Annotated in this window: 14 protein-coding genes; all 14 read left to right on the top strand. The window is 59.3% G+C overall.

Annotated features, from left to right (window positions below):
* Nucleotides 1-11 precede the first annotated feature (11 nt).
* The 14 genes from argH to ACP26L_RS20485 all read left to right on the top strand — a co-directional run bounded on the left by argH (nucleotide 12) and on the right by ACP26L_RS20485 (nucleotide 15,914).
* Complete coding sequence (gene argH / locus ACP26L_RS20550; RefSeq protein WP_426445910.1) at nucleotides 12-1,535, top strand: argininosuccinate lyase; 1,524 nt, start codon at nucleotides 12-14, stop codon at nucleotides 1,533-1,535.
* A 124-nt stretch (nucleotides 1,536-1,659) separates the two neighbouring features.
* Nucleotides 1,660-2,631: an amidohydrolase family protein gene (locus ACP26L_RS20545; RefSeq protein WP_426445909.1), complete on the top strand. Its 972-nt coding sequence runs from the start codon at nucleotides 1,660-1,662 to the stop codon at nucleotides 2,629-2,631.
* Nucleotides 2,603-3,991 carry an extracellular solute-binding protein gene (locus tag ACP26L_RS20540; protein WP_426445907.1) on the top strand — a complete coding sequence of 463 codons (1,389 nt, stop codon included), beginning with the start codon at nucleotides 2,603-2,605 and terminating at the stop codon, nucleotides 3,989-3,991. The genes ACP26L_RS20545 and ACP26L_RS20540 overlap by 29 nt, the downstream gene beginning before the upstream one ends.
* A gap of 33 nt (nucleotides 3,992-4,024) precedes the next feature.
* A complete protein-coding gene (locus ACP26L_RS20535) occupies nucleotides 4,025-4,954 on the top strand; it encodes a carbohydrate ABC transporter permease (RefSeq protein ID WP_426445905.1) in 930 nt (309 codons plus the stop codon).
* A 15-nt stretch (nucleotides 4,955-4,969) separates the two neighbouring features.
* The gene (locus ACP26L_RS20530) at nucleotides 4,970-5,839 is read left to right on the top strand and encodes a carbohydrate ABC transporter permease (RefSeq protein WP_426445903.1); all 870 of its coding nucleotides are present in this window, start codon (nucleotides 4,970-4,972) and stop codon (nucleotides 5,837-5,839) included.
* A 290-nt stretch (nucleotides 5,840-6,129) separates the two neighbouring features.
* Nucleotides 6,130-7,289, top strand: a protein-coding gene (locus ACP26L_RS20525) for an IS3 family transposase (protein WP_426445900.1) whose coding sequence is annotated in 2 segments (ribosomal slippage) — nucleotides 6,130-6,385 and nucleotides 6,385-7,289 — 1,161 coding nt in all. Because the reading frame shifts where the segments join, the coding sequence is not laid out codon by codon here.
* 460 nt (nucleotides 7,290-7,749) lie between these two features.
* On the top strand, nucleotides 7,750-9,399 hold the full coding sequence (locus ACP26L_RS20520) for an ABC transporter substrate-binding protein (protein WP_426445898.1): 1,650 nt from the start codon (nucleotides 7,750-7,752) through the stop codon (nucleotides 9,397-9,399).
* Between the two features lie 60 nt (nucleotides 9,400-9,459).
* The gene (locus ACP26L_RS20515; RefSeq protein WP_426445896.1) at nucleotides 9,460-10,896 is read left to right on the top strand and encodes an amidohydrolase; all 1,437 of its coding nucleotides are present in this window, start codon (nucleotides 9,460-9,462) and stop codon (nucleotides 10,894-10,896) included.
* Nucleotides 10,893-11,894 (top strand): ABC transporter ATP-binding protein, encoded by a 1,002-nt coding sequence (locus ACP26L_RS20510; RefSeq protein ID WP_426445894.1) that lies wholly within the window; start codon nucleotides 10,893-10,895, stop codon nucleotides 11,892-11,894. Before ACP26L_RS20515 ends, ACP26L_RS20510 begins: the two co-directional genes overlap by 4 nt.
* Entirely contained in the window at nucleotides 11,891-12,910 is a 1,020-nt protein-coding gene (locus tag ACP26L_RS20505; RefSeq protein ID WP_426445892.1) for an ABC transporter ATP-binding protein, read from the top strand. The genes ACP26L_RS20510 and ACP26L_RS20505 overlap by 4 nt, the downstream gene beginning before the upstream one ends.
* A gap of 19 nt (nucleotides 12,911-12,929) precedes the next feature.
* Entirely contained in the window at nucleotides 12,930-13,880 is a 951-nt protein-coding gene (locus tag ACP26L_RS20500; RefSeq protein ID WP_426455029.1) for an ABC transporter permease, read from the top strand.
* Nucleotides 13,881-13,965: 85 nt separating this feature from the next.
* On the top strand, nucleotides 13,966-14,877 hold the full coding sequence (gene opp4C / locus ACP26L_RS20495) for an oligopeptide ABC transporter permease (RefSeq protein ID WP_426445890.1): 912 nt from the start codon (nucleotides 13,966-13,968) through the stop codon (nucleotides 14,875-14,877).
* A gap of 35 nt (nucleotides 14,878-14,912) precedes the next feature.
* Nucleotides 14,913-15,650, top strand: coding sequence for a gamma-glutamyl-gamma-aminobutyrate hydrolase family protein (locus ACP26L_RS20490; protein WP_426445888.1), 738 nt, complete (start codon nucleotides 14,913-14,915; stop codon nucleotides 15,648-15,650).
* A 90-nt stretch (nucleotides 15,651-15,740) separates the two neighbouring features.
* Entirely contained in the window at nucleotides 15,741-15,914 is a 174-nt protein-coding gene (locus tag ACP26L_RS20485) for a lysine biosynthesis protein LysW (RefSeq protein ID WP_426445886.1), read from the top strand.
* Nucleotide 15,915: the final 1 nt, after the last annotated feature.

Here is a 15,915-nt window from a genome sequence, read left to right as displayed (position 1 = left end):
GAGGGGTTCTCATGCCAATAGGGAATCAGGATTGGCTGAAGGAGGAAGGAGCCGTATTTCCGGGACGCACCTATGCCGAGGTGGTCCTGGGACCGGCTTATCATCAAGCGAAGTCGGAGCTGCTGACCCCCATGATGGCGGTGAACAAAGCCCATCTGATCATGCTCCGGGAGCAGGGGCTGATCACGGATCCGGAGGCGGAGAACATCGCCGCCGCCTTGAAGAGCCTGGACCTGACCGCCCTGCAGCAGAGCGGGTATACGGGACAATTCGAAGATTTGTTCTTCCAGGTGGAGCACGGGCTGCTCGAGCTCGCGGGGGACGCCGCAGGCAACCTGCATCTGGCGCGCAGCCGCAATGATATGGGCATCGCGATCTACCGGCTCGTCCTGCGGGAAAAGCTGCTGGAGGGGATCGGCTCCGCGCTCCTGCTGCATGAGCGGCTGATCGCCTTTGCCGGCGAGCACACCGAGACGGTGATGCTCGGCTATACGCACACGCAGCAGGCTCAGCCGACCACCATGGCGCATTACGTCGCCGCCGTCTCCGATTCGCTCGGCCGGGACATCCGCCGGCTGAAGGCCGCCTATGCGAACTGCAACCGCAGCTCCATGGGGGCCGCCGCCCTGACGACCTCGGGCTTCGCGGTCTCCAGGGAACGGATGGCCGAGCTGCTCGCCTTCGACGGCCTCATCGACAACGCCTACGACGCGGTCAGCGGGGCCGACTATGTCGGGGAGATTGCGTCGGCGGTGCAGCTCGCCGCCATCAACCTGGGCCGCTTCGTGCAGGAGCTGCTCCTGTGGTCGACGCAGGAGTTCGCCGTGCTTCACGTGGCCCCGCCGTATGTGCAGATCTCCTCGATCATGCCGCAGAAGCGCAACCCCGTCTCCATCGAGCATATGCGCTCGCTCCTCTCTAGCTGCGCGGGGGACGCGCAGACCGTCCTGACAATGATCCACAATACGCCCTTCGGGGATATCGTGGATACGGAGGACGATCTGCAGCCCTACGCCTGGAAGAGCCTGAGGACGCTGGAGTCGGTCTACCGGCTGCTGGGCTGCGTCATCGGGACACTCGAGATCAACAAGGAAGGGCTCCGGGCCCGGGCCGAGGCCAGCTTCGCCACAGTGACCGAGCTGGCGGACACGCTCGTGCGCACCGAAGGCCTCTCCTTCCGTACCGCGCATACAATCGTCTCCCGGGTAGTGAAGGAGGCGGTGAGCCACGGCTTGTCTGCTGCCGGGCTGGAGCTTGCGGCGCTGAACCGGGCCGCAAGGGAGATCATCGGCCGGGACCTCGCCTTGGATGAAGAGGAGCTTCGCCGGTCGCTCGACCCCGCCTGGTTCGTCGAAGTCCGCAGGCTGCCCGGGGGGCCAAGCCCTCTGGAAGTGCAGAGGGCCCTCCAGGGACAGCGCTTCCGGCAGGTAAGCGATGAAGCTTGGCTGCAGGAGCGGCGCGAGGCCATCCGCACCGCACAGCAGTACGTTGAATCCACGATCGCCCAGTGGGGCGTGCCCCAGAACCAATCATGAACCGGACCGCCGGAGATGAATTCCTCTTTCGTTTGCAGAGAGTGTTCATCTCCTTTTTTGTTATATCAGATTTTGTTATATCAGTAAGGTTAGCTCGCCAAATCCAAGACAGAAGGTGATCCACGTGTTATTCGCTAATCCAGAATATAAGCCGTTCGACCTTCATGCGCATCTTCCCTACCCGGTACCCTTCATGTCCAGGCATCCCCTCATCTCGGGAGCAAACGCGCTCCGCGGGCAGCGGATGCGGCTGACATGGGATTTTCCCCCGCCGGTACCCCAGTCCCAGGACGCTGCAGAAGATCAACGCCCGATCATCGACCGCTGGGTGGAGGAGCTGGACCGCTACGGACTCGGCGGTATCAACTTCCTGACCGCGTGGAACAACGACGACCTGGCGGAGCAGATTGGCCGGTATCCCGGACGGTTCACCGGCTTCGCCCATCACGGGATCGAGGAGCCGGGGGCGGCGGTTGAACTCAAGCGGGCGGTGGATGAGCTGGGCCTGCGGGGCTACAAGCTGTTTGGCCCCCTGGTGGAGCGGCCGTTCCACGATCCGTCCTTGACGCCCGTCTGGGAGTTCTTGGCGGAGAGACGGCTTCCAGTGCTCATCCACTTCGGACTCCTCGGCCATACGGGCGGCATCGCCTCCCATCTCAACATCAACCCGCTGGCGATCTTCAATGTAGCGAGGGAGTATCCGGATATCCCGATCATCGTGCCGCATTTTGGCGCGGGGTATTTCCAGGAGCTGCTTCATCTTTGCTGGAGCTGCCCGAATGTGTTCATCGACACGTCAGGGTCCAACCAGTGGATGCGGTGGGTGCCTTATGAGCTGAACCTGGATATCCTGTTCCGCAAGTGCTATGAGCTCATCGGCCCGGAGAGGCTGCTGTTCGGTACGGATTCCAGCGCGTTCCCGCGGGGCTTCGTCTACCGGTACCTGCAGGACCAGGTGCGCTCCTGCCGGGAGCTGCGGATGAGCGAAGAGGAGATCGAGAACATTTTTGGGAACAATGCCAGAAGGCTGTTGAACATACCTGTGATAGAGAAGGAGAGCACGCCATATGCACAAACACAAAGCGCATCCGTTTGAATCCGCGGAGTCAGGTTCCGCCCGTAAGCTCGGCCGTATGGGGGGGACTGCGGCGCTCAGTCTCGCCCTGGTGCTGGCCGGCTGCGGCGGCACGGACAGTACCACACCCGCAGCGTCCGGCCAAACGAAGGCCGGGGAGAGTGCAGCCGCCGGGGAGGATAAGATCACCCTCGAATACTGGCAGTACCAGTACCCGGCCAAGGTCGAGCTGATCACGAAGCTGATCGAGGATTTCCAGAAGCTTCATCCGAATATCACCGTCAAGCAGACGAATTTCCCGTATGACCAGTATAACGAAAAGGTCGCCACACTCGTCCCCGCCGGTAAGGGGCCCGATATTATCAATCTGTACTATGGCTGGCTGCCCAAGTATGTATCGTCGGGGTATCTGCAGCCGCTGCCGGAGCCGGCCTTCTCGGAGGAGGCGGTCAAGAAGGAGTTCTTCCCGTTCGTCGAGACCGCTAAGTTTAACGGCAAATATTACGCGATCCCTACGGCCGTACGGACGCTTGCCTTATTTTACAATAAGGACCTGTTCACGAAGGCGGGACTTGACCCTTCGAAGCCGCCGGCTACCTGGACGGAGCTCGTGGAGACCGGCAAGAAGCTGACCGAGAAGGATGCGAAGGGGCAGTTCGTGATCGAGGGGATCGCATGGCAGCCGGGCGCGCAGCTCCATCACTGGTACCGGGATGCGCTGGTGTATCAGGCAGGCGGCAAGGACATCAGCGATGACCGGCGCCGCATCCTGTGGGCGGAATCGCCGGCGGGACTTGAGGCGTTCAAGTACCTGATCGACCTGTCTCTTGTACATAAGATCGGCACCAAGGACTTTTATACGGATGATATTACGGCCTTCAAAACGGGGCATGCCGCCATGAATATCGACGGAAGCTTCCAACTGGGCGGACTCAAAAAGGATGCGCCGAACCTGAACTATGGGATCGCCTCGCTGCCTTCCTACAAGGAGAAGGCTACGCAGGTGTCGTTCTGGGCGAACGGGATCACGAAGAATGTGCAGGGCAAGAAGCTGGAAGCGGCCGCCGAGTTCCTGAAGTTCCTGACGAGCAGGGAAGTGCAGGAGCAGTGGGTGGAGAAGGTCGGCGAGCTGCCGGCCAAGAAGGAAGTGGCCCTCCAGGACAAATATACGAAGGACGAGAAGCTCAGTCCGTTCATCCGGCAGCTCGACTATGCGAATGCGCATTTCTTCGTGGACGAGAAGCTCGAGAAGGATTATTTTACCGAAGCGGTGGACCAGGTGGTGCTGAATTCGGTGCCATATGAGAAGGCGTACCAAGAGCTTGTGAAGAAAACGCAGAAGCTGTATGACGATTACTGGGCGAAGCAGGACAAGAAATAAGGCGGAGCCGGCGGAAAGAAAGGATGTGACTCCATGGAACTTGCAGACAAGCTGCAGGACAGGGGCAGGCAGGCTCGTCTCAGGAGAGGCCTGAGCGTCAAGGGGCAGCGGTACTTCTTCATCTACAGCTGCCTGCTGCTGCCTCTGCTGTTCTTTGCAAGCGTGCGGATCCTGCCGATCCTGTATTCATTTCATGTCTCGTTCCGGGAGTGGGACCTGCTCTCGGAGGTGAAGCCCTTCGTCGGGCTCGGCAACTACGCCGCTCTGCTGCAGGACGAGATTTTTCTGCAGTCGCTCCGCAATACGCTGATCTACGTGGCCGTCGGCGTGCCCGGCCAGCTGCTTGCGGGGCTCATCGTGGCGCTGCTGCTGCACCGGATAGGACGGCTCAAAGGCTTTTACCGGACGGTCTACTTTATCCCGTATGTGACAAGCGTCGTGGCGGCCGGCTGGGTGTTCCGCTGGATTCTCATGAAGAACGGCATCGCGAACGGCATGCTGCTGGGACTGGGCCTCGAACCCCAGCTGTTCCTCGGCTCCCCGTCGCAGGCGATCTATCTGGTCATTGCGGCCATGATCTGGCAGGGCGTCGGCTTCCAGATGCTGATCTTCCTCACGGGGCTCGAGAACATCCCCCGACTGTATTACGATGCCGCTTCGATCGACGGAGCGGGCTCATGGCGCAGGTTCCTGCACATCACGCTTCCGCTGCTCAACCCTGTGATGGTGTTCTCGGTGGTCATCGGAAGCATCGGATTCCTGCAGTCGTTCTCCGAGGTGCTGAACATGACGGGGGGCGGCCCGCTCAATTCAACGGTGTCGCTGGTGCTGCACATTTACAATCTGGCCTTCAAGCACTTCAAGATGGGCGAGGCGGCAGCAGCGACCGTCGTGCTCTTCGCGATGATCCTGGCGCTGTCCCTGCTGCAGCTCAAGGTGCTGAACAAGAGAGCCGATGACTAGAGGAGGGAAAAGGGTATGCGCAGTCTGACCGCACCGCCTGCCGCAGCAGTCCCCCGGAGAGCCGCCGCTTCACGCTCCCTTACCGGTGCGGTGAGTTATGTACTGCTTACGGCCGGCGTGCTCCTGATGGTGTTCCCGTTCCTGTGGATGCTGGCCACTTCGCTCAAGCCGCCGGGTGAAGTCTTCTCCCTCAGCCTGCTTCCGGAGCAGCCTACCCTGGCCAATTACGTCGAATTGTTTAAGGGATCCTCCTTCCCGAAGTGGATCTCGAACAGCTTCATTGTCGCTATGGTCACCACAGCGAGCGTCTGCTTCTTCGATACGATCGTCGGGTACGTGCTCGCCAAGTTCTCCTTCTACGGCAAGCAGGTCATCTTCGTCGCGATCCTCTGCACCCTGATGGTGCCGACCGAGATGCTCATCATCCCCTGGTACCTGCTGTCGGTGAAGCTGGGCTGGGTCGATACGTTCGCGGGGCTGCTGTTTCCCGGCCTGATCTCGGCCTTCGGCATCTTCCTCATGAAGCAGTTCATGGAGTCCTTACCTTCAGAGCTGCTCGATGCCGCACGGATCGACGGGATGAGCGAGTGGGGCATCCTGTTCAAGATCGCGGTACCGCTGGTCCGGCCGGCGCTGGCGACCCTGTTCATCCTCTCCTTCCTGGGGAGCTGGAACGGCTTCATCTGGCCGCTGATCATCACGCAGACGGAAGAGAACTTCACCATTCCCGTCGGCACGGCCTTCTTCTCGAGCGAGCTCAAGGACAACAGCGGCTGGGTCATGATCATGACCGGGGCGGCGGTGTCCGTGCTTCCGCTGATTCTCCTGTTTTTCCTGTTTCAAAAGCAGATCATCCGGGGCATTTCGCTGACCGGACTCAAGTGAGCCGGCAGGCAGGTTGTGCGCAGCGAAGACAGCCCGTTCCCTGCTGGGAGCGGGTTTTCTTACATTATCGACGAAGTTATAATATTTGGGCCTCAATTCCGCTGGCGCGTAAGCGGTCTATGAAAATAGCGGAAGTACGATTCGTTATTCACGCTTTTGGATGGTGAGAACCAAAAATAAAGGAACTCAGATGCGCTATTATAGGGATCGTGGATGTAGACTAAACGGTGGACACAACTTAAGGAACGACCTTTATAATAAAGACAAACGAACAAAGGTCGAGGTGTGCCATGAGTCAGCAACGGGAGAGTTACGACAGTGAGTTTAAGAAAAAAACGGTGGAGCATATGGAGAAGGAGGGGAAGAAGCCAATTGAGATTGCCCGGGAACTTGGGATTCCGAAAAGTACCTTAAGCCGCTGGATCAAACAGTACGGGAAAAGTGCGGCTTCGGAACAATCACAAGTCTTTGTGGATTACGAACGACTAAAGAAGTTGGAGCAGCAAACCCGCGAACTGCAAGAGGAGAACGAAATCTTAAAAAAGGCAATGCACTTCTTCACGAAAGACCGGCACTGATTTTTTCGTTTATTCATAAACACCGCTTCCAGTACCGTGTCGAGAAGATGTGCTCCGTTTTACAAGTATCCAGAAGCGGCTATTACAAGTGGGTAAAACACCAGCCTAGTAAACGGGAAAAGCACCGGATGTGGCTGAAAAAACGCATCCGGCATCACTTTTACCGTTTGAAGAAGCGCCCGGGCAGCCCCGTGATTACTGCGATTCTGCAAGAGGAAGACGGTTGTGCTGTATCCTCAAAAACGGTCAGTCGCCTTATGAAAGAGATGGGTCTTAAGTCGATTACGGTTGGAAAATACAAAGCAACAACCAATTCCAACCACAACATGCCTGTTCATGACAATATCCTAAATCAGCAGTTTAAAGTGGAGGCACCCAACAAGGTCTGGGTAACAGATATTACTTATGTCGCCACTGGCGAAGGCTGGCTATATTTAGCCAGTGTGATGGACTTATATTCACGTAAAATCGTAGGCTGGGCTACAGGCGCGCGGATGACCAGGGAGCTCGTGATCGATGCCCTGGAGCTTGCTTACAAGCGCCAGAAACCGGCCCCTGGCTTGATCCACCACTCCGACCGCGGATCTCAGTATGCAAGCGGTGATTACCAAGAACGGCTGGCAGGCTACTTCATGACCGGCAGCATGAGTCGAAAAGGTAACTGCTATGATAATGCGTGTATCGAGTCTTTTCACAGTACATTGAAAAAAGAACTTGTGTACCAAACCAAGTTTAAAACTCGTAAGCAAGCAGCCGATGAACTCTATAATTACATCGAGTTTTACTACAACCGAACACGGCGTCACTCCACTTTGGGTTATAAAACGCCTCATCGCTTTGAACAGATGTACCATGAACAAAGAGCAGCTTAGCCTTAAAGGGTTCCTTCATTTTGTGTCTACTTTATTGACAGAAGTCCATCGGCGCGGTTTTCGGACCTGTATTCCCCATATAAGGCATCTGAGTTCCGCTATGATTCGGGAAATGCCGGAAATATCTCAATAAGATACCTGAGTTCCGTTATTTCAATAAGAACGTTGAGGCGCCGGAAGCTGAACTGCATACCTTCCAGCTCGAGCTGCAGATCGCGGATCGCGGCCACCTGAGGTGAATAGCGTACATCGGTCGAAACCCCATACTGATCTTATAGGACGCCGACAAGCGTTTTTTGCTGCCTTTTTTGGATAGAAATTCCTCGGGTTTCGATTGATAAAATCAATTAGACAAGGCATAAGGGCAGTGGTACATTCAGGTACATAAACATACTTAAACGATAGGAATAATGAAATTAATTCGCTGTCGACTTGAAGGGGGATTCTGTACGTGCATTTTGTGAATCGTCGTAAAAGACTGCTGGGCAGCATGGCTGCCATGCTGATCCTGCTCTCCGCCTGCTCTTCACCCGGCGCTTCGCCGGGCGGCTCGCCCGCTCCTGCCGCCTCAGGAGGGAACAGTACCGCCGCACCTGCCCCAGCCAAAGAGAAAACAGTCTATGTGGGCATCGTGAATGCCCCCGTGACCGTGAACCAGATTAATGATGCCGGCGATTCGGCATCGGATAACGTGCTGGCGCTCATCAATGATTCGCTGCTGGACCTGAATGAGAAGTTCGAATTCCAGCCGAAGCTGGCCGAGTCGGTGGAGACCAAGGACAATCAGACCTTCACTGTCAAGATCAACCCAGCGGCCAAGTGGAACGACGGCCAGCCGTTCACGACCGCCGACGTTGCGTTCACGCTGAAGACGGCGCTGCACCTGAAGGTAGATACCAACTTCAAGCTCAATTTCATCGAAGGCTTGAATGCCGCCGGCAAGCTCGATGAAGGGAAGACGGAGATCAGCGGCCTGAAGATCGTCGACGACAAGACCTTCGAGGTGCGGACCAAGACCCCGGTCGACCCGCTGATTTTCAAGGAGCGCTTCGGTACCAAGGTATTTTTTCTGCCCCAGCATATTCTGAAGGATGTCTCGCCCGAGCAGGTGGCCACCCATCCGTATTTCCAGAAGCCCGAGGTTACGATCGGTGCATTCAAGCTGGCCGCATTCCAGAAAGGGCAGTATGCGGAAGTCGTGAAGAACACGCAGTATTACCGCGAGCCCGCCAAGCTGGATAAAATCTTCGTAAAAGTCCTCCCGGCGGCGAACCTGGTGGCCCAGCTGCAGACCGGGGAGATCCACATGAACTCCATCCCTGTGGGCCTGATTCCGATCACCGAGTATGAGAAGGTCAAAGCGCTGCCGAATGTCGAACTGACCTCCGGGAACGCCTCCGTTCCGCCGGAGCTGTTCTTCAATGTGCAGAAGATTCCCGACGTGAAAGTACGTCAAGCGGTCGCTTATGCGCTGAACCGGCAGCTCATCGTCGAGCAGCTGCTGAAAGGGCAGGGCGAAGTGATTGACGGCGGCATTCCCAGCTACCACCCTTACTACAATAAGGAGATTACGAAGTATTCGTACAATCCCGAGAAGGCGAAGGCACTGCTGAAGGAAGCGAATTGGGACGGAAGCAAGCCGCTGACCTTCCTGGTCCCGGTAGGCAACAAGATCCGCGAGCAGGCCGCCGATATTCTCGTACAGAATCTCGAAGCTGTTGGCATCAAGATACAGGTGCAGAAATTCGACTTCGCCACACTGATTGCCAAGGTCGGCAAGGGCGAATTTGATCTGACGGTCTTCACCCGCGACTTCTATATCGAGCCGAGTTCGTACTTCACGATGTTCAAAAGCGACAACGCCAACAATGACATGAAATACAACAATCCGAAGGTAGATGAGCTGATCAACCGGGGAGAGACCGAGTCGGATCCGGCCAAGCGGCGTGCGATCTATAACGAGCTGCAGGCCATCCTTCATGAGGATGTTCCCTCTCTGGCCGTCTATTCGGAGAAGCGGCTGCTTGCCGTGTCCAAGCAGGTGATCGAAGGCAGACCGCGCGATATCGGGATGTTCAACAATGTCAGTCAGTGGGATTTGAAGCCGTGAGCAGACACGGAAAGGACGCCTGAGGATGCGATAAGGCTGCTCAGACAAGGAGGACGTCATATGGGAAAAAAGCAGCTGGTGCAGTGGATGCTGGAGCACGAGCCGCTCTACGAGGACCTGGCCCTGCAGATCTGGGAACGCCCCGAAACCGCTTATGAGGAGCTGTTCGCTTCAAGTCTGCTGAGCTCGGTGCTGGAAGAGGCGGGATTCCGTCTTCGCCGGGGTATCGGCGGGATTCCTACCGCCTTCGTGGCGGAGTACGGTTCGGGCGGGCCGGTCCTCGGCATTCTCGGGGAGTATGATGCGCTGCCGGGCTTGTCGCAGAAGGTATCCGCTGAGCGGGAGCCCGTGACGCCGAACGGGCCGGGCCACGGCTGCGGCCACAATCTGCTCGGCACGGCCGGCGTGGAAGCCGCCGTCGCCTTGAAGCATCGGCTGGAGGCGGAGGGGATCGCCGGAACGATCCGCTACTACGGCTGCCCGGCCGAGGAAGTGCTGTCGGGCAAGACATTCATGGCGCGCGAGGGCGTCTTCGACGACCTGGATGCCGCTTTGACGTGGCACCCCGGCAGCCAGAACACCCCGTGGAGCACGCCGACCTCGGCATTGACCTCCGTCGAGCTTCATTTCCACGGACGAGCAGCCCATGCGGGAGGAGCTCCCCATCTGGGGCGGAGTGCGCTGGACGCCGTGGAGCTGACGAACATCGGGGCGAATTATTTGCGGGAGCATGTGCCCGACGGCTCGCGGATTCATTATACGATCACGAACGGGGGAGTCGCTCCGAACATCGTGCCCGATGCGGCGAGCGTCTGGTACTATCTCCGGGGAGCCAACCGGGAAGCGGCGGATGAGCTGCTGGCGAGACTGCTGAAGATTGCTCAGGGAGCCTCTCTGATGACTGAGACGGAGATGGGCTGGGAGATCAAAGGGGGCGCCTACAGCCTGAACGTGAACCATTCGCTCAATGCGCTGCTGACCCGGCAGAAGGACGCGGCACAGGCGCCGTCCTTCTCGGAGGAAGACCGCCGGTTGGCCTTATCGCTTGTGGACACGCTGGAGCCCGCCCAGAAGGAGGCGGCCTTGGCTAAAGCGCTGAAGCTGGGACTGCCGGAAGGGGAGCTGCTGCCAGCCGGCTTCAGCGAACCGGGACCTGCGGGAGGACCGCCGTCGGGTGGCTCGACCGATCTTGGGGACGTCTCGTGGATCACACCGGTCGGACAGATCATCACCACCTGCGCTCCGGTCGGCATCCAGGTGCATACGTGGCAGGCTTCGGCTGCATTCGGCTCCCCCATCGGGCTGAAGGGCATGCATTACGCCGCCCGGCTGATCGCCCTCGCCGCCTATGAGCTGCTGACCGACCGCGGGGAGGGGCTGGCGCAGGCCCGTGCCGAATTCCTGGCGTCAACCCGAGGCCGCAGCTACGTTCCCGCGATTCCCCGGGAAGTCCTGGCACCGGTGCCGGAACCGGTGAGGGGAGGCGGGAGGGCATGAATATGCTGGAGATCAACCGGCTGCGCACAGTCTTTGGCACCGGTCCGGAATCCGTTACGGCGGTGGACGAAGTCTCGCTGAACCTTAGAGCCGGGGAGACCCTGGCGCTGGTGGGGGAATCAGGCAGCGGCAAGAGCGTGACGGCACTCTCAGTCATGCGGCTGCTCAGCGGACACGGCCGGATCAGCCAGGGGGAGATCCGGTTCGGCGGCAGGGATCTCGCCAAGCTGTCCGAGGCCGATATGCGGAAGGTTCGTGGCGGCGAGATCGCGATGATCTTCCAGGAACCGATGAGCGCGCTGAACCCGGTCTTGACGATCGGGGATCAGCTCATCGAGATGATCCGGCTTCATACGGAGCACAGCGGTAGGGAAGCCCGGGCCCATGCCGTGCGGATGCTGGAGAAGGTCGGCCTTCCCCGGGCGGCGGAAGTCATGAAGTCTTATCCGCATAAGCTCTCCGGCGGCATGCGCCAGCGTGTCATGATCGCGATGGCTCTCTCCTGCAGGCCGAAGCTGCTCATCGCCGATGAGCCGACGACGGCGCTTGATGTCACGATTCAGGCCCAGATCCTCGAACTGATGAAGGAGCTGCGGGATGAGACGGGGACAGCGATTCTGCTCATCACGCACGATCTCGGCGTCGTGGCGGAGATGGCCGACAAGGTCGCCGTCATGTACGCCGGCCAGATCGTCGAGCAGGCCGAGGTGTTCACTCTGTTCCGCGAGCCTTCGCACCCTTACACGCAGGGGCTGCTGAACTCGATCGTGGGGCTGGAGGCGGAGGAAGGCCGGCTTGCGGCCATCGCCGGCACGGTGCCGTCTCTCCAGCAGATGCCGAAGGGCTGCCGGTTTCATGACCGCTGCGCTTATGCGGAGGAGCGCTGCCGGCGGGAGCCTCCCCTGCTGAAACGGGTAGAGGAGGACCGTGCGGTCCGGTGCTGGCTCGCCGGGACTGCGGGCATCCCGGCTCCCGCGCTGCAGGAGGTGAGCGTATGAGCATTGACGCCGCCCGGACCGGGTCCATGGCGGAATCGCGCAGCGCCCCGGCGCTTCTTCAGGTGGAGGGGCTGAAGACGTATTACCCGATCCGCCGGGGGATGTTCTCCAGGACCGTAGGGCAGATCAAGGCCGTGGATGACGTCAGCCTGCACATCAGGGAAGGGGAGACGTTGGGGCTCGTCGGCGAGTCGGGCTGCGGCAAGTCGACACTCGGCCGTTCGATTGTCCGGCTGGAGGACCCGGCAGCGGGGACTGTCCGATTCGAAGGGAAGGATATCACGTTCCTCCCCCGGCGGGAGCTCATCCCGGTGCGGACCCGGCTGCAGATGATCTTCCAGGATCCGTACTCCTCGCTCAATCCCCGCAAGGAGATCGGCGATACCCTGGCGGAACCGCTGCTTGCCCACCATCTCGCAGACCGGCGTGGGGTTCAGGTCCGGGTCGAACGGCTGCTTGATCTGGTGGGCCTGCCGAGATCCCATCAGCGCCGCTATCCCCATGAGTTCTCCGGCGGCCAGAGGCAGCGGATCGGAATCGCCCGGGCACTCGCCCTGGAGCCAAAGCTCATCGTCTGCGACGAGCCGGTGTCGGCACTCGATGTGTCGATCCAAGCCCAGATCCTGAACCTGTTGGCGGATCTGCAGAAGGAGCTCGGCCTGACCTACCTGTTCATCGCCCACGGCATCGGAGCGGTCAAGTACATCAGTACGCGGATCGCTGTGATGTATCTCGGCAAAATCGTGGAGCTCGCAGACAAGGAGGCCCTGTTCCGCCGACCCAGGCATCCGTATACGCAGGCACTGCTGCAGGCTTATCCGCCTCCGGATCCGCTGCTTCGCACCCGAAAGCGTGTCGTTCTCCGGGGAGATGTGCCGAGTCCGGCCGATCCTCCGGCGGGCTGCCGGTTTCACACCCGCTGCCCTTATGTGCAGGAGCGCTGCCGGCGGGAGGAGCCGCCGCTTTCCGGTGAGGCGGGAGGTCACGCTGCAGCCTGCCATTTTCCACTCACGTAAGCGAAAGGAGAATGCCGCTATCTTTGGGTACTTCATCCGGCGTCTGCTCATCGCCATCCCTGTGCTGCTGGGCATCACAGTCATCAATTTCTTCCTGATCAATCTCGCGCCGGGTAACCCTGTCGATATGTTCATCGATCCTAACATGCCGGCGGAGCTGCTCGAAGCGAGGAAGGAACGGCTGGGCCTGAACGATCCCGTGATCGTGCAGTATGTCCGCTGGCTTGGCTCCCTGCTGCAAGGGGAACTCGGATATTCCTTCAGCTCCTATGCGCCGGTCGCGGGGCTCATCGGCGAGCGCATCGGCCCGACGCTGCTGCTCGCTTCCGCTTCCCTGCTTCTTGGGATACTCATCGCGGTTCCCGCAGGGATTCTCAGTGCAGTCAAACAGAATACGCGTTTCGATTATGTGACGACCGGCCTCTCGTTTATCGGGACGTCGATTCCGCAGTTTTTTCTGGGACTCAGCTTGATCTATCTCTTCGCCGTACAGCTGAGGCTTCTGCCTACGGGCGGGATGCGTACGCTGGGGGGAAGCGGGGGCACAGGAGATCTCATCGCCCACATGATTCTGCCCGTCTTTGTTCTGGGCATCGTAATCGCGGGGAAGAAGGTGAGGTATGTCCGGGCAGCCATGCTGGATGTGCTGAAGCAGGATTACCTGCGCACAGCGCGCGCCAAAGGACTGCATCCGTTCCTCGTGACGAACAAACACGCGCTGCGCAATGCCCTGATCCCGATGATTACCGTCTTCGCGTCCGAGATTCCGCTGCTGCTGGGAGGCAGCATCCTTATCGAGCAGATTTTCCAATGGCCGGGGATCGGCCAGCTCACGATCCAGTCGGTCCTCTCGAGGGACTACCCCACGCTGATGGGGCTGAATCTGACGGCGGCCTGCATCGTCCTGACGACGAATCTAATCGCGGATCTCCTGTATTCGGCGGCGGATCCCCGCATCCGTTACCAATGAATCCCCGCGTCCATTCTCAATGAGTCTTCGTGTCTATTTCAAATGAATCTCCATGTCTATTTCAATTGAAAGGAGGTGAATCCTTATGGAGCTGACCGGTCCCGATACCGGCGAAGCCCTCCGGGAGCAGAGCATCCGTCACGAGAAGGCTTCCCGGCCGAAGAGAAGGAGCCTGGCCGTCCGATTCCTCCGCCACAAGCCTGCTGCGGCAGGACTGAGCTTTACGATACTGCTTATCCTCTGCGCCCTGTTCGCCCCGCTGATCGCCCCGCATGATCCGAAGGAAGTGACGGGCGTCTTCTCGGCCGCTCCCTCGGCAGAACACTACCTCGGGACGGATCAGGTGGGCCGGGACGTCTTCAGCCGGCTTGTGTACGCCACCCGGGTTTCGCTGCTTGTCGGGATCGTGACCATAGCCCTCTATGTGACGGCAGGCACCCTGATCGGGCTTCTCACCGGTTATTACGGAGGGTGGCTGGATATGGCTGTGATGCGGGTGACCGACATGTTCATGGCCTTCCCGTTCCTGATGGTTACGCTGATTGTCGTCAGTGTGCTGGGCGCCACCATGACGACGATCATCCTGGTGCTCGCGCTCTTCTCCTGGCCGGGCATCGCCCGGCTCGTCCGGGGGAGCGTGCTTGCGATCAAAGAGGCCGATTATGTGAAGTCCGGGGTGGCGCTCGGGTACAGCACCCCGCGCATCCTGCTCGGGCATATTCTCCCGAATGCGGCAGGTCCGATCATCGTGGCCGCCACCTTCGGCATGGCATCGGCCATCCTGAGCGAAGCGGGACTGAGCTTTCTGGGCATGGGCGTGCAGCCGCCGACGCCGAGCTGGGGCAATATGCTCACGGATGCCCAATCCCTTACGGTGCTGACGGAGCAGCCCTGGCTCTGGGTGCCTCCGGGGGCTATGATCCTGCTCACCGTGATGGCCATCAACTTCATCGGCGACGGCCTGCGCGACGCCCTCGATTCGCAGCAGCAGTCCTAGCCCCTTCAAAATCTGCGGGAAAGAAAGGAGCCGTTATGAAGCCGGTGATCGGCATTACCAGTACGATTGTCGTGCGCAATGAGTACAGTGAAGGAGCCTACGTCCACCAGGACTATCACCGCTCCGTCGAACGGGCCGGCGGACTGCCGGTCGTCCTTCCCCTGACTTCGCCGGAGACCTTCCGGGAACTCATCGACCTGTGCGACGGCATCATCTTCTCCGGCGGGGAGGATGTCGACCCGGCCCTCTACGGGGCGGAGCCCCATCCACAGCTGGGTGCCTTGTTCCCGGAGCGGGACCGCATCGAGATCGAGGCCGTGCGGCATGCCGTGAAGACCGGCAAACCGCTGCTTGCCATCTGCAGGGGTGTCCAGGTCATGAATGTGGCGCTGGGCGGCTCGCTCTATCAGGATCTCCCCAGCGAATTTCCGGGTGCATTGGAGCATATGCAGCACGGGGTTGCGAGGGGCAAGGCAACGCATGCCGTATATATTGACGAGATCAGCCTGCTGGGGAGCATCTTTCGTCACAATCAGGTGCGGGTGAACAGCCTCCACCACCAGGCGCTGCGCCAGGTGGCTCCGGAACTGGTCATCACAGCCACGTCGCCGGACGGTGTGATTGAAGCCGTTGAACTGCCGGGGCATCCTTTTGCCGTGGGGGTCCAGTGGCATCCGGAGTCGATGACCGCAGCCGACCCTCTCATGCGGCTGCTGTTCGAGGGATTGGTAGCGAAGAGCTTGGCAAGCCCGCGTGTGCGGAATGTTTCCTAATAGCAAAATGAAAATAATGGTTGAGATTCAAGTTATTACCAAGTATACTCATTGGTGAAGTCAACATTAATCGAAAAGGTGGAATGGTTCATGAGTCAGCTGCTGTGCCTCGTATGCAAGGATGAAATTACGGTAGACCAGGGTGTTACAACTGGCGAGATTGTCGAGTGCTCCTCCTGCGGGCAGGAACACGAAGTCCATGCCGCAGCCAACGTAATTACCGTAGAGCTCGCGCCGGAGATCGAAGAAACCTGGGGAGAGTAGG

This window comes from Paenibacillus sp. S-38, from assembly GCF_049942825.1.
GTDB lineage: Bacteria > Bacillota > Bacilli > Paenibacillales > NBRC-103111 > Paenibacillus_G.
Note: the sequence above shows the minus strand (reverse complement) of the source record. Positions and strands in the feature narration are given on the sequence as shown.